This window comes from Kitasatospora sp. P5_F3, from assembly GCF_054049135.1.
This window is the reverse complement of sequence record NZ_JBFUMY010000037.1, coordinates 59,529-75,629: the sequence shown is the minus strand read 5'-3', so window position 1 is coordinate 75,629 and position 16,101 is coordinate 59,529. Positions and strand designations below refer to the sequence as shown.

The window sequence follows — 16,101 nt, the reverse complement described above, 5'->3', positions numbered from 1 at the left end:
GCGGGTCTCAGTTGGAGTTGGCTGCGAGCGCGGCCCGCACCAGGTCGTCGATGGCCATGGTGGTGATGTCGGCCGCCGGAGCCGCCGCAGCCGCCGGGGCACCCGCCCCGGACGCCGGAGCGGTCAGCTTCAGCAGCGCGTCCAGCAGACCCGCCTCCCGGAGCGCGGCCAGCGGGAGCGCCCCCAGGGCCCGGCGGAACTCGCCCTCGTCCAGCTCCGACTGCGGCTGCGCCTCCGGCTCGCTGTCGTCGATGCCGGGCAGCAGCTCGGTGAGCAGGAACTCGGCCAGCGCACCGGGGTTCGGGTAGTCGAACATCAGCGTGGCCGGGAGCCGCAGGCCGGTCGCGGTCTGCAGGCGGTTGCGGAGCTCGATCGCGGCCAGCGAGTCGAGGCCCAGCTCGGTGAAGCCCCGAGTGACGTCGATCGCCGCCGGGTCGTCGTGGCGGACCGCCGCGACGTGGTTGCGCACCAGGTCGAGCAGGAACCGGTCCCGCTCGGTCCGGCCCAGACCGGCCAGCCGCTGCTCCAGCGAGAGCTGACCGGCCGGCTCGGCCTCCACCGCCGCCACCTTGGCCTTCGTCGTACGGGCGGGCTTCCGGCTCTGACTGCGCACCAGCTCGCGGAAGAGCGGCGAGATCTCGTCCGCCACCGCCGCCAGCGCGGGCACGTCCAGCCGGATCGGCACCAGCACCGCCTCTTCGGTGAGGCCGAGCGCCTCGTCGAACAGTGCGAGGCCCTCCTCGCCGGTCATCGCGGGCATCCCGAGCCGGTTCATCCGGTGCAGGTCCGCCTCGGTGACGCCGCCGCCCAGGCCGGTCTTCTGGGTCCACAGACCGAAGGCCAGCGAGGTGCCGGGCAGGCCCAGCTCCCGGCGGTGGACGGCGAGGGCGTCGACGAAGCGGTTGGCCGCGCCGTAGTTCGCCTGCCCGGTGCCGACCAGCAGCCCGGCGCAGGAGGAGAACAGCACGAACGCCGTCAGGTCGAGCTCCTTGGTCAGCTCGTGCAGGTGCCAGCCCGCCTCGAGCTTCGGCCGCAGTACGTTGTCCAGCTGCTCCGAACTGAGCGACCCCACCAGGGCGTTGTCCATCACGCCCGCCGCGTGCACCACGCCGCGCAGCGGGTGGGCGGCCGGAATGCCCGTCAGCAGGCCCTCCAGCGCCGTCCGGTCGGCGGCGTCGGCCGCCGTGACGGTGACCTCCGCTCCGGCCTCGGTCAGTTCGGCCGCCAGGGCCGCCGCCTCGGGCGAGGCGAGCCCGCGCCGGCTGGTCAGCAGCAGGTGCCTGACGCCGTGTTCGGCGACCAGGTGACGGGCCACCAGGGCGCCCAGTCCGCTGGTGCCGCCGGTGATCAGCACCGTGCCCTCCGGGTCCCACGGGGAGACCGGCGGAATGCCGCTCTCGGCGACCCCGGCGAGCCGGGGAACCCGGACGTCGACGCCGCGTACCGCCAGCTCGGGCTCGCCCAGGGCGGTGAGCTGGACCGGCACGTTGCCGCTGTCCAGGTCCACCAGCAGGATCCGGCCCGGGTTCTCCTGCTGGGCGGCCCTGACCAGGCCCCAGACGCCGGCCTGGCCGAGGTTGATCCGCTCGTCCTCCTCGACCGCGACCGCGCCCCGGGTGAGCACCATCAGGCGGGTGTCGGCGAACCGGTCGTCGGCCAGCCACTGCTGAAGGGTGCTCAGCACACCGTCCAGCGCCGCACGGGCGTCGGTCGGCACGTCACCGGTACCCAACGGGACCGGCAGCAGGATCAGTTCGGGCGTCGTGGTCCCGGACTCCGCCGCGCTGCCGAGGGCCGTCAGGCTCTCGAACACCGGCAGGTCCAGGTCCAGTCCGGCGGCGTCACCGACGATCACCCGGCCGGCCGCGGTCGCGCTGCCCGCCGCACCGAGCGGCAGGTGGCTCCAGCCGATCCGGAACAGCGAGTCGTGCTGCTTGAGCCCGGTGGAGGCGGCCGCCCCGGCGGCGATCCGGTCCGGGGTGATGGCCCGGACCACCAGCTGCTCGACGGTGGCCACCGGCAGGCCGGTGGAGTCGGCGAGCTCGAGCCGGACCGCGTCGGGGCCGGTCGAGTTGAGCTTCACCCGCATCCGGGCGGCGCCGCCTGCGTGCAGCGAGACGCCGGTCCAGGCGAACGGCAGGTGCGAGGAACCGATGTCCTGCGGGCGGTAGCCGCCGAGGAAGTCGGTCGCGCTCAACGCCGCGTCCAGCAGCGCCGGGTGGACCCGGAAGCCGACTGCCTCCTCCCGGACGTCGTCCGGCAGGGCGACCTCGGCGAAGACGTCCTCGCCCCGGCGCCAGACCGCCTTCAGACCCCGGAAGCGCGGGCCGTAGTAGTAGCCCTGGCTGGTCAGGTAGTCGTAGACGTCGCTGATGTCGACCTCCTCGGCGCCGGCCGGCGGCCAGGAGCCGTAGGTGACGTCGAAGGCGGCGGGGACCGTCGCGGTCTCCTCGGACGGGGCCAGGAAGCCGGACACGTGCCGGGTCCAGTCCACGTAGTCCGGCGCGTTCTCGAACCGGGAGTAGACCTCCAGCGTGCGTCGGTTCGAGGCGTCGGCCGCGCCGACCACCACCTGGACGGCGGTGCCGCCGGTCGCGGTGAGCGGCATGATCGCCTCGATGGTCAGCTCCTCGACCAGGTCGCAGCCGACCTCCTCACCGGCTCGCAGCGCCAGTTCGACGTACCCGGTGCCGGGCAGCAGCAGGGTGCCGAGCACGTTGTGGTCGGCCAGCCACGGGTGGGTGTCCATCGCCAGTCGGCCGGTGAGCACCACCCCGCCGTCCACCGGCGAGACCACCACTGCGCTGAGCATCGGGTGCTCGGCGGGCGTCTGGCCGATCCCGGCGACATCGCCGCCGGGCAGCGCCGGGACGTCCAGCCAGTAGTGCCGCTTCTCGAAGGCGTAGCTGGGCAGGTCGACCCGCCGGGCACCGTGCCCGGCGAAGAACGCCGCCCAGTCCGGGCCGTTGCCGGCCACCTGGAGTTCGGCCAGCGCCGCGAGCAGCGCCTCGGGACCGGTGCGGTCCTTGCGGGCGGTGGCGGCCAGCACGTGGCCGTCGCCGGTGAGCGTCCCGCCGGCCAGCGCGGTCAGCACGCCGTCCGGGCCGAGCTCGACGTAGCGGGTGACGCCCTCGCGCTCCAGGAAGCCGACCCCGTCGGCGAACCGGACCGCCTCACGGACGTGCCGCACCCAGTACTCGGCCGAGCCGAGCTGCTCCGAACTCGCCTCCGTACCCGTCAGGTTGGAGACCACCCGGAGCTCCGGGGCGCCGTACGCGACGCTCTCGGCGACCTGCCGGAACTCGTCCAGCATCGGCTCCATCAGCGGCGAGTGGAAGGCGTGCGAGACCCGCAGCCGGTTGGTCTTACGACCCTCGAAGCGGCCGATCACCGCCTCGACCTCGGCCTCGTCACCGGAGACCACCACCGAACGCGGGGCGTTCACCGCCGCGATGCTGACCCGGTCGGTGAGCAGCGGGAGGATCTCCTCCTCGGTGGCCTGGATCGCCACCATCGCACCGTCGGAAGGCAGTTGCTGCATCAGCCGGCCCCGGGCGGCCACCAGCCGGGCCGCGTCCGCCAGCGAGAAGACCCCGGCCACGTGGGCGGCAGCCAGCTCGCCGACCGAGTGGCCGACCAGGATGTCGGGCAGCAGGCCCCAGGACTCCACCAGGCGGAACAGTGCGACCTCGTAGGCGAACAGCGAGGTCTGGGTGTAGACCGTCCGGTTGAGCAGTTCGGCGTCCTCGCCCCAGACCACCTCGCGCAGCGGGCGGTCCAGGTGGGCGTCCAGCTCGGTCAGTGCCGCGTCGAAGGCCGACGCGAACACCGGGAAGGCGGCGTGCAGTTCACGTCCCATGCCGAGGCGCTGGGCGCCCTGGCCGGAGAACAGGAAGGCGGTCAGCCCGCCCGGTGCGGCGATGCCGGTGACGGCGGTGGGGTGTCCGCTCTGCTCGGCCAGCGCGGTGAGCGCCACGACCGCCGAGTCGCGGTCCCCGGCCAGCACCACGGCCCGGTGGTCCAGGTCGGCCCGGCCGGTGGCCAGCGAGAAGCCGACGTCCAGCAGGCTCAGCTCCTGGTCCCCGAGGATCCGGTCCAGCAGCTTGGCCGCCTGGGCGGGCAGGCTCTTCGCGCTCTTCGCGGAGAACAGCAGCGGCACCAGCGGGAGCGCGTCCCGGTCCTGCGCCTCGGTCACCAGGGCGGGCGCGGGGGCCTGCTCGATGATCAGGTGCGCGTTGGTACCGCTCAGGCCGAAGGACGAGACCCCGGCCCGGCGCGGCCCGGTGATCTGCGGCCACTCCCTGGCCTCGGTCAGCAGACGTACGTCGCCGGCCGTCCAGTCCACCTGCGGCGAGGGCTCGTCCACGTGCAGGGTCCTCGGCATCAGACCGTTGCGGACCGCCATCGCCACCTTGATCACGCCGCTGACGCCGGCCGCCGCCTGGGCGTGGCCGATGTTGGACTTGATCGAGCCGAGCCAGAGCGGCCGGTCTTCCGGCCGGTCCTGACCGTACGTCGCGAGCAGCGCCTGCGCCTCGATCGGGTCACCCAGGCGGGTGCCGGTGCCGTGACCCTCGACCAGGTCGATGTCGGCGGCGGAGAGGCCGGAGGCGTCCAGCGCCTTCTGGATCACCCGCTGCTGGGACGGGCCGTTCGGGGCGGTCAGCCCGTTCGAGGCGCCGTCCTGGTTGATCGCGCTGCCCCGGATCACGGCGAGCACCGGGTGCCCGTTGCGCTCCGCGTCGGAGAGCCGCTCGACCAGCAGCAGCCCGATCCCTTCGGACCAGCCGGTGCCGTCGGCGGCGCCGGAGAAGGCCTTGCAGCGGCCGTCGGCGGAGAGCCCGCGCTGCTGGCTGAAGTCGACGAACAGCTCCGGCGTCGGCATCACGGTGACACCGCCCGCGATCGCCATGGTGATCTCACCGGCCCGCAGGGCCTGGACGGCCATGTGCAGCGCGACCAGCGAGGAGGAGCAGGCGGTGTCCACCGTGACGGCGGGGCCCTCCAGGCCCAGCGTGTAGGCGACCCGGCCCGAGGCGATGCTCGCCGCGCTGCCGTTGCCGATGTAGCCGGTCAGCTCCTCCGGCACGTACGGGAGGCGGGTGCCGTAGTCGTGGTACATCACACCGGCGTACACGCCGGTCTGGCTGCCGCGCATCGACTGCGGGTCGATGCCCGCCAACTCGAAGGCCTCCCAGGCACCCTGGAGCAGCAGGCGCTGCTGCGGGTCCATCGCGAGGGCCTCGCGCGGCATGATGCCGAAGAACTCCGGGTCGAACTCGTTGGAGTCGTGCAGGAAGCCGCCGGTCCGGGCGTAGGTCTTGCCCGCCAGACCCGGCTCGGGGTCGTAGATGGACTCGATGTCCCAGCCGCGGTCGGTCGGGAACTCCGAGACCGCGTCCACCCCTTCGGCCACCAGCCGCCAGAGATCCTCGGCGGAGCGGACGCCGCCGGGGAACCGGCAGCTGATCGAGACGATCGCGATCGGCTCGTCGGCGGCCGCCTGGGCGGCCGGGCGGGCCACCGGAGCCTTGGGTGCGGTGCTGCCGGCCAGCTTGGTCTTCAGGAAGTCGGCCACCGCGCGCGAGGTCGGGAAGTCGAAGACCAGGGTGGCGGGCAGCCGCAGTCCGGTGGCCCCGCCGAGCGAGTTCCGCAGTTCGACAGCGGCCAGCGAGTCGAAGCCGAGGTCCTTGAAGGCCCGGTCGGCGCCGACCGCGTCCAGCTCGGCGTGGCCGAGCACGGCGGCGACCTGGGTGCGGACCAACTCCAGCAGGTGCCGGTCGCGTTGGGCCTCGTTGAGTCCGGCCAGCTTCTCCGCCAGCGCATTGCCGTCGGCCGGTCGGCCGCCGGCCTGCGCCCGCTGCCGGGCCGGGCCGCCGGTGAGGCCGCGCAGCAGGGCCGGGATGCCCTCGCCCCGGGCCAGCACGCCGGTCCGGTCGATCCGGAGGGCCGCCAGCTGCGGGTGGGTGGTGCCGACCGCCGCGTCGAAGGCCGCCAGGCCCTCGGTGGCGGTGAGCGCGGGCAGTCCGAGGCGGTTCATCCGGTCCAGGTCGGCGTCGGTGACGTCACCGAGACCGGTGTTGACGGCCCACATGCCGAAGGCGAGTGCGGTGGCGGGCAGGCCCGCCGCCCGGCGGTGGGTGGCCAGCGCATCCAGGAAGACGTTGGCGGCCGCGTAGTTGGCCTGCCCGGCGGCCAGCACCTGGCCACCGGCGGAGGAGAACAGGACGAAGGCGGTCAGCGCCTGACCCTCGGTCAGCTCGTGCAGGTGCCAGGCGGCGTCGGCCTTCGGGCGGAGCACGTAGTCGAACTGGTCGACCGTCAGCGACTCGACGAGCGCGTTGTCCATCACCCCGGCGGCGTGCACCACACCGGTCAGCGGGTGCTCGGCGGTGATGCCGGCCAGTACGGCGGCCAGCGCCGCCCGGTCGGAGACGTCGGCGGCCGCGATCGCCACCTCGGCGCCCAGCTCGGTCAGTTCGGCGGTCAGCTCGGCCGCACCGGGTGCGTCCGCACCCCGGCGGCTGGTCAGCAGCAGGTGCCTGACGCCGTGTTCGGCGACCAGGTGGCGGGCCACCAGGGCGCCCAGGCCCGTGGTCCCACCGGTGATCAGCACCGTGCCGGTGGAGTCCCAGACCGGCGCCGGCTCGGCGACCGCCGCCCGGACCAGTCGGGGCACCAGGAGCTGCCCGGCCCGCAGTGCGGCCTCCGGCTCTCCGGCGGCCGCAGCGACGGTGAGAGCCAGGTCGGACTCGGCGGAGCCGTCCAGGTCGAGCAGGGCGAACCGGCCCGGGTTCTCCTCGATGGCCGACCTGACCAGGCCCCAGACCGGGGCCTGGTCCAGTGCGATGACGCCCGATGCCCCTGCCACGACGGCGTTTCGGGTCACCAGGACCAGCCGCGAGCCGTCGAACCGCTCGTCGGCCAGCCAGCTCTGTACGGCGCCGAGCGCGTCGGCGACAGCCGCCCGGACTCCGGCCGGGACATTAGCGCTGGCGGGCGTGGCGATCCGGTGGACCACCACCGCCGGGACCTCGACCTCGCTGTCCAGCAGCTCGGCCAGGGTCGGCAGGGTGCCGGGTGCGGCGGCGGGCGGCGCGCTGCGCTGCCAGTCGACGCGGTGCAGGATCTCGTTCAACTTACCCTGACTGGCGGCAAGTTGCTCGGAGGAGACCGGGCGGGAGACCAGCGACTCGACGGTGGCGACCAGCTGCCCGGCGGTGTCGGCGACACCGATGGCGGAGACCTCGGCGCCCCGGACCCGACGGATGTGCACCCGGAGCGCGTTGGCCCCGGCCGCGTGCAGGGAGACACCGTTCCAGGAGAACGGGAGCAGCGTCTCGCCCTCGTCCCCGGCCGTGCCGTCCAGCAGCAGGTCCACGTGCATGGCGGTGTCCAGCAGCGCCGGGTGCAGCCCGAAGCGGGCGGCCTCGGCGTGGGAGCCAGCCGGCAGTTCGACGGCGGCGAACACATCGTCGCCACGGCGCCAGGCGGCCTTCAGGCCCTGGAAGACCGGGCCGTAGCCGTAGCCGCGGTCAGCCAGCCGCTCGTACGCGTTCGCCACGTCGATCTCGGTGGCGCCCGGCGGCGGCCAGGCCGTCAGCTCGAACTCGGGCGCCGTCGGCTCGGGTGCCAGCACACCGTTGGCGTGCCGGGTCCAGTCCTGGTCGGCACCGCCCTCGGGGCGGGAGTAGACCGAGACCGACCGGGTGCCCGCCGCATCGGCGGCACCGACCACCACCTGGAGAGCAACCGCCCCGCCGGAGGCCAGGATCAGCGGCGCCTCCAGGGTCAGTTCCTCCACCCGGCCGCAGTCCACCTGGTCGCCGGCCCGGACGGCCAGTTCGACGAAGCCGGTCCCCGGCAGCAGGACATTGCCCAGCACACCGTGGTCACCGATCCACGCCTGGGTGTCGATCGACAGCCTGCCGGTCAGCACCACACCGCCGTTGTCCGGCGAGACGACTGCCGCACTCAGCATCGGGTGGTCGACGGCCTCCAGACCGGCCGAACCGAGATCACCGAATCCGACCCCGACCAGGTCGATCCAGTACCGCTGACGCTGGAAGGCGTAGGTCGGCAGATCGGTACGGGCCCGCTGCGCACCGGGCAGCAGCGCGGTCCAGTCGACCGCGACACCCCGGGCGTGGGCGCGGGCCAGGCCGGTCAGCAGCTCGCGCTCCTCGCCGCGCTCGCGGCGCAGCGTGGAGACGAAGGCCGCCTCGGAGTCCTCCCTGACGCAGTCAGCGCCGGCTGCGGTGAGGATGGCGTCGGGGCCGATCTCCACGAAGGTGGTGACGCCGCGCGACTCCAACTGGCCGATGTTGTCGGCGAAGCGGACCGCGTCGCGGACGTGGCTGACCCAGTACTCGGGGTCGGTGAATGAACCCGAGGCCACCACCGCGATCTTCGGCTCGTTGAACGTCAACCCGCCGACCACCGTGCGGAACTCGTCCAGCATCGGATCCATCAACGGCGAGTGGAACGCGTGCGAGACGCTCAGCCGCTTGGTCCGCTCAAAGCCCGAGGCGATCTCCAGCACCGTGGCCTCGTCACCCGAGACCACCACCGAGCGGGGGCCGTTGACGGCCGCGATGCTCACCTGTTCGGTCAGCAGCGGCAGGATCTCCGCCTCGGTCGCCTGAATCGCCACCATCGCACCACCAGCGGGCAGCGCCTGCATCAGCCGCCCACGCGCCGACACCAGCTTCGCGGCGTCGGAGAGCGACAGCACGCCTGCCACATGCGCAGCCGCGATCTCGCCGACGGAGTGACCCGACAGGAAGTCCGGCCGCACCCCCCACGACTGCACCAGACGGAACAGCGCGACCTCGAAGGCGAACAGCGCACTCTGGGTGTTCACGGTGCGGTTCAGCTCATCAGCATCAGAGCCCCACACCACATCCCGCAGCGACCCGCCCAGCTCAGCCAAAACCTCGTCGAAAGCCGAAGCGAACACCGGGAAAGCAGCGTGCAGTTCACGCCCCATCCCCAACCGCTGCGACCCCTGACCCGTGAACAGGAAGGCGAGCTTGCCCTCCCGCACGAAGTCGGCCGCACCCGCACCCTCCGCCAGCGCGTCGAGCGCCTCGGCCAGCTGCGCACGGTCCGCACCGAGCGCCACCGCCCGGTGCTCGAGACCGGCCCGGCCGGTGGCCAACCCCAGTGCGGCTGAGGCGAGTTCACCGTCCTCCAGGGTCTCCAGGTAGGAACGGAGCCCGGCCGCCTGCGCCCGGAGCGCCGGCGCGGTCCGCCCGGAGACCACCCACGGCACCAGCGTGGCGTCACCGGTCGGCGCGGTCACCGCCGAGACGGGCTGCTGCACCTCCGGCGCCTGCTCGACGATGACGTGCGCGTTCGTGCCGCTGATGCCGAAGGACGAGACGCCCGCCCGCCGCACCCGGCCGGTCTCCGGCCAGGCCCGAGCCTCCGTCAGGAGCTCGACCGCACCTGCCTCCCAGTCGATCTGCTCGGACCGCTGCTCGGCGTGCAGCGTGCGCGGCAGGACGCCGTGCCGGATCGCCTCGACCATCTTGATGACGCCGCCGACCCCGGCCGCCGCCTGGGTGTGGCCCATGTTGGACTTGAGCGAGCCGAGCCAGAGCGGCTGCCCCTCAGGACGGTCCTGGCCGTACGTCGCCAGCAGCGCCCCCGCCTCGATCGGGTCGCCCAGCGTCGTACCGGTCCCGTGACCCTCGACCGCGTCGACGTCCGAGGTGGTCAGGCCGGCCGTGGCCAGCGCCTGCTGGATCACCCGCTGCTGCGAGGGACCGTTCGGCGCCGTCAGGCCGTTCGAGGCGCCGTCGGAGTTGACCGCCGAGCCCCGGATCAGGCCGAGCACCTGGTGGCCGTTGCGCTGCGCGTCGGAGAGCCGCTCCAGGAGCAGCATGCCGACTCCCTCGCCCCAGCCCGTGCCGTCGGCACCGGCGCCGAAGGACTTGCACCGGCCGTCGGCGGCCAGGCCGCGCTGGCGGCTCATGTCGACGAAGGTGTCGGGGGTGGACATCACGGTCACACCACCGGCCAGCGCGAGCGAGCACTCGCCCTGCCGGAGCGCCTGGATCGCCCAGTGCATCGCGACCAGCGAGGAGGAGCACGCGGTGTCGACGGAGACCGCCGGACCCTCCAGGCCGAGCGTGTAGGCCACCCGTCCGGAGACCACGCTCGCCAGGCTGCCGTTGCCGTGGTAGGCGGCGATCTCCTCGGGGAGCGGGCCCATCCGCAGGCCCCAGTCGTGGTACATCACCCCGGCGAAGACGCCGGTGTCACTGCCGCGCAGCGCGTGCGGGTCGAGGCCGGCCCTCTCCAGGGTCTCCCACGAGACCTCGAGCAGCAGTCGCTGCTGCGGGTCCATCGCCTGCGCCTCGCGCGGGCTGATGCCGAAGAAGTCCGCGTCGAACTGACCGGCGTCGTACAGGAAGGCGCCCTCGCGGCTGGAGCTCTTGCCGGGCTTTCCGGGCTCCGGGTCGTACAGGTCGGCGGGCCAGCCGCGGTCGGCCGGGAACCGGTCGATGACGTCCCGGCCCTCGTCCACCAGCTGCCACAGGGTCTCGGGCGAGGTGACCCCGCCCGGGTAGCGGCAGGCCATGCCGACGATCGCGATCGGGTCGTCGGCGCCGGCCACCGCGGCCACCCGCTCGCGGCGGGGGGCGGTGGCGGGGGTGCTGGTGACCTTGCTCGCGATGTGCTCGGCGAGGGCGCGCGGGTTCGGGTAGTCGAAGGTGAGGGTGGCGCTCAGCCGCAGGCCGGTGGCGGCGTTCAGGCGGTTGCGCAGTTCGACGGCGGCCAGCGAGTCGAAGCCGAGCTCGTTGAACGCCCGGGTGGCGCTGACCGATTCGGCGCTGTCGTGGCCGAGCACCGAGGCGGCGTGGGTGCGGACCAGGTCGAGCAGGGTCTCCACCCGCTCGCCCTCGGCCAGCCCGGCGAGCAGCTGCACCAGCGGGGTCTCGTCGCCCGACCGGCCGGCGGCGGAGGCCGCCCGGCGCGGGACCGCGCGGACCAGACCACGGAGCAGCTGCGGGACACCGTCGGTGCGGGCCTGGAGCGCCCGCAGGTCGATCCGGACCGGGATGACGGAGGGCTCGGTGGTGCTCAGGGCGCGGTCGAACAGCGCCAGGTTCTCGTGCGGGAGCAGGCCCGCCATTCCGAGCCGGCGGGCCCGCTGGAGGGCGGCCTCGTCCAGGCCGGCGCCCATGCCCGCGCCGCCGAGCCAGAGGCCCCAGGCCAGCGAGGTGACGGGCAGTCCGGCCGCCTTCCGACGTGCTGCCAGCGCGTCCAGGAACAGGTTGGCGGCGGCGTAGTTGCCCTGCCCCGCGCCGTCCAGGGCGGTGGCGGTCGAGGAGTAGAGCACGAAGGCCTTGAGGTCCTGACCCTCGGTCAGCTCGTGCAGGTTCCAGGTGGCGTCCACCTTGGGGCGCATCACGTAGTCGATCCGCGCCGGAGTGAGCGAGCCGACCAGGCCGTCGTCGACCACACCGGCGGTGTGCACCACGGCGGTCAGCGGGTGCTCGGTGGGCACCTCGGCCAGTACGGCGGCCAGCGCCGCCCGGTCGGCGGCGTCCACCGCAGCGACCGTCACCGTGGCGCCCAGCTCGGTCAGTTCGGCCGACAGCTCGGCGGCGCCGGGCGCGGCCGGGCCGCGCCGGCTGGTCAGCAGCAGGTGCCGGACCCCGTGGTTGGCGACCAGGTGGCGGGCCAGGTGGCCGCCGAGGCCACCGGTGCCGCCGGTGATCAGCACAGTACTGGTGGCATCCCACGGGGAGTCGCCGGTCTCGGCCTCGGCCGGGAGTGCGGCCACCCGGGGCACCAGGAACTCACCGTCGCGCAGCGCGAGTTCGGTCTCACCGGAGGCCAGCGCGGCGGTCAGCGCGCGCTCGGACTCGGCGCTGCCGTCCAGGTCGGCCAGCACGAACCGGCCGGGGTTCTCGGCCTCGGCCGAGCGGACCAGGCCCCAGACCACGGCCTGGGCCGGGTCGATCGGGTCGCCGTCCCCGGCCACCACCGCGTTCCGGGTGACCACCACCAACCGGGCGGCGCTCTCGTCGGCCAGCCAGTCCTGCACGGCGGTCAGCGCATCGGCCGTCACCAGCCTCACCACGTCCGGGAGTTCACCCTCGGGCGTGGCCACGATCGGACGGCGGACGAAGCCTTCGGAAGCCTCGGTCGTGGGCAGCGCGAGCGTCTGCCAGCCGATCCGGTACAGCGGCTCGCGGCGGCCCGCCCGCCCGGCCTCCAGCTGCTCGGCGGAGACCTGGCGCAGCACCAGTGACTCGACCCGGGCGACCGGCAGGCCGGCCTGGTCGGCGATGGTCAGCGCCAGGCTGTCCGTCCCGTTGGGGGTGATCCGGACCCGGACGGCGGAGGCGCCGACCGAGTGCAGCGCGACCCCGGCCCAGGCGAACGGCACCCGGGTGCCGTCCGGGACCGGACCGGCCAGGTCGGCGGCGTGCAGCGCGGCGTCCAGCAGCGCGGGGTGCAGGCCGAACGCGTCGGCCTTGACCTCCTGGTCGAGCGCGACCTCGGCGAACACCTCGCCGCCGAGCTGCCAGGCGGCCCGAACGGCCCGGAAGGCCGGGCCGTAGCCGTAGCCCTGACCGGCCATCTGCTCGTACAGACCGCTGACGTCGAGCGGCTGGGCGCCCTGCGGCGGCCAGACGGCGAGCTCGGCGGCATCCAGAAGGGGAGCACCGGAGCCGAGCACGGCCTCGGCGTGCCGCTCCCACGGACCGTCCTCGGTCCGGGAGTAGAACTCGACGGTGCGCCGCCCGGTGCCGTCGGCGACGCCGACCACCACCTGGAGCGCGACATCCCCCTCGGCCGGGATCACCAGCGGGGCGGCCAGGGTGAGTTCCTCGACCAGGTCGCAGCCGACCTGATCGCCGGCGGCCAGCGCCAGTTCGACGAAGGCGGTGCCGGGCAGCAGGACCGTGCCCGCGATGACGTGGTCGCCCAGCCAGGGCTGGGCCCGCAGCGAGAGCCGACCGGTGAGCACCACGGTGTCCGAACCGGCCAGGCTGACCGCCGCGCCCAGCAGCGGGTGCTGCACGACGTCCTGGCCGAGACCGGCGGCATCGGCGGCGACCGTGGGCGCGGTCAGCCAGTAACGCTTGTGCTGGAACGCGTAGGTGGGCAGCGGGACCCGGCGCGGCGCCAGGCCCGCGTACGGGGTGTCGCCGTCCAGCGCGCCGCCCCGGGCGTGCATCCGGGCGACCGCGGAGACCAGCTCCCTGACCTCGTCCCGTCCGGCGCGCAGCGCGGCGACGAAGACCGCGTCGGCGGCCTGCTCGGGCACGCAGTCCTGGCCCATCGCGGTCAGCACCGCGTCGGGACCGAGCTCCAGGAAGCTCCGGACGCCGTTGGCCGCCAGGCTCTCCACCGCGTCGTGGAAGCGCACCGACTCCCGTACGTGGCGCACCCAGTAGTCCGGCGAGGTCAGCTCCTCGACGGTGGCCGGGCGGCCGGTGACGGTGGAGACGATCGGGATGCGCGGGGCGGAGTAGCTGAGGATCCCGGCGATCAGGCCGAACTCCTCGAGCATCGGCTCCATCAGCGGTGAGTGGAAGGCGTGCGAGACCCGCAGCCGCTTCGTTCGCTCGAACCGGGCGGCGATCGCCAGGACCGCCTCCTCCTCGCCCGCGATCACCACCGCACGCGGGCCGTTCACCGCCGCGATGCTGACCCCGGCGGTGAGCAGCGGCAGGATCTCGTCCTCGCTCGCCTGGATCGCCACCAGCGCGCCGCCGGTGGGCAGTTCCTGCATCAGCCGGCCCCGGGCGGCCACCAGGGTGGCGGCGTCCTCCAGCGAGAGCACCCCCGCCACGTGGGCCGCCGCGATCTCGCCGACCGAGTGGCCGGCCAGGAAGTCCGGGCGCAGGCCCCAGGACTCGACCAGGCGGTAGAGCGCGACCTCGACCGCGAACAGCGCGACCTGGGCGTAGCAGGTCTGGTGCAGCAGCTCGGCCTCGGGCGAGCCCTCGGCGGCGAACAGCACGTCCCAGAGCGGGATTTCGAGCTGCAGGTCGAGGTAGCCGATGGCCTGGTCGAGCGCCCGGGCGAAGACCGGGTAGGTCTCGTACAGCTGCCGGCCCATCGCCAGCCGCTGGCAGCCCTGGCCGGTGAACAGGAAGGCCAGCCGACCGGCCGGCGCGGTGCCCCGGAACAGCCCGGGGATCTCCGCGTCGGCCGCCAACGCCCGGAGACCGGCGAGCAGTTCGTCGCGGTCCTGGACCACAAGAACGGCCCGCTCGGCGAGCGTGGCGCGGGTGGTGGCGAGCGAGTGGCCGAGGTCGGCCGGGGTGAGCTCCTGGTCGGCCTCGGCCAGCGCGAGCAGCCGCTCGGCCTGGCCGCGCAGGGCCTGCTCACTCTTGGCGCTGACGGTGACCGGCACGGGGGTCGAAATGCCCTCAGCCGTGACCGCCTCGGCGGGCTCGACGGCCGGCGGCTCCTCGATGATCACGTGCGCGTTGGTGCCGCTGACGCCGAACGAGGAGATACCGACCCGGCGGGGGCGCTCGGCGTCCCGCGGCCAGTCCTGATCCTCGGTCAGCAGCCGGACCTCCCCGGCGGACCAGTCGACGCTGCTGGACGGCGCGTCCACGTGCAGGGTGCGCGGCAGCACCTCGTGCCGCAGCGCCATGATCACCTTGGCGATGCTCGCCACGCCTGCGGCGGCCTGGGTGTGGCCGATGTTGGACTTCACCGAGCCGAGCCAGAGCGGCCGGTCCGCGGAGCGGCCCTTGCCGTAGGTGGCCAGCAGGGCCTGGGCCTCGATCGGGTCGCCGAGCGTGGTGCCGGTGCCGTGCGCCTCGACCGCGTCCACCTGATCGGCCGTCAGCCCGGCGGTGGCCAGGGTGTCGCGGATCACCCGGCGCTGGGCGGCGCCGCTGGGGGCGGTGAGGCCGTTGCTGGCCCCGTCCTGATTGATGCCGGTGCCGCGCACCACGGCCAGCACCGGGTGGCCGAGCCGCTGGGCGTCGGAGAGCCGCTCGACCACCAGCACGCCGACACCCTCGCCGAAGGCGGTGCCGTCGGCGGCCTCGGCGAAGGCCTTGATCACGCCGTCCTCGGCCAGCCCGCGCTGGCGGCTGAACTCGGTGAAGATCGCCGGGCTGCCCATCAGCGTCACGCCACCGGCCAGCGCGAGCGAGGACTCGCCCCGGCGCAGCGACTGGACGGCCAGGTGCAGGGCCACCAGCGAGCTGGAGCAGGCGGTGTCGATGGTGAGGGCGGGGCCCTCCAGGCCGAGGGTGTAGGCCACCCGGCCGCTGGCGATGGAGAGCGAGGTGCCGGTCAGCAGATAGCCTTCCAGGCCCGCCGGGCTCTCGTGCGAGCGGACGCCGTACTCGTGCGCGCCGGCCCCGAGGAAGACGCCGGCCCGGGTGCCGCGGAGCTCGGTCGGGTCGATGCCCGCGTGCTCCAGCGCCTCCCAGGCGGCCTCCAGGGTGACCCGCTGCTGCGGGTCCATGGTGAGTGCCTCGCGCGGGCTGATGCCGAAGAAGTCGGCGTCGAACTCGGCTGCGTCGTAAAGGAATCCACCCTTGCGGGTGTAGCTGCGGCCCGGTACGCCAGGCTCCGGGTCGAAGAGGTTGTCGAGGTCCCAGCCACGGTCGTCCGGGAAGTCGCCGGAGACGGTGCGGCCCTCGCTGACGATCCGCCAGAGCGCCTCGGGCGAGGTCACCTCGCCGGGGAAGCGGCAGCCGACGCCGACGATGGCGATCGGCTCGTCGTCCGCGTACGCCGCCAGGGTGGACACCCCGGCGTCCTCCGGCAGGCCCAGCGCCTCGGCCCGCAGGTACTCGGCGAGCAGCGCGGGGGTCGGGTGGTCGAAGCCCGCCGTGACCGGCAGGGCCAGGTTGGTGGCCGCGTTCAGCCGGGCGTGCACCTCGACCAGGCCCAGTGAGTCGAGGCCCTGCTCCTTGAACGGACGGTCGACGTCGACCACCGGGTCGGTGCCGGGGCGCACTCTGCGCAGCACCGCCAGGGTCTGCTCACACACCAGGTCGAGCAGCACGCGGCGCTGCTCCGACACCGGCAGTGCCTCCAGTCGACGGACCAGCTCGGACCGGTCCACCGGCGTCTGCCCGTCACCGGAAACGAAACTCC

Annotated in this window: 1 protein-coding gene; it reads right to left on the bottom strand. The window is 73.9% G+C overall.

Annotated features, from left to right (window positions below; genetic code table 11):
- Positions 1-7: 7 nt before the first annotated feature.
- Positions 8-15,940: an SDR family NAD(P)-dependent oxidoreductase gene (locus ACXJMZ_RS22905; protein ID WP_457031954.1), complete on the bottom strand. Its 15,933-nt coding sequence runs from the start codon at positions 15,938-15,940 to the stop codon at positions 8-10.
- Positions 15,941-16,101 lie beyond the last annotated feature (161 nt).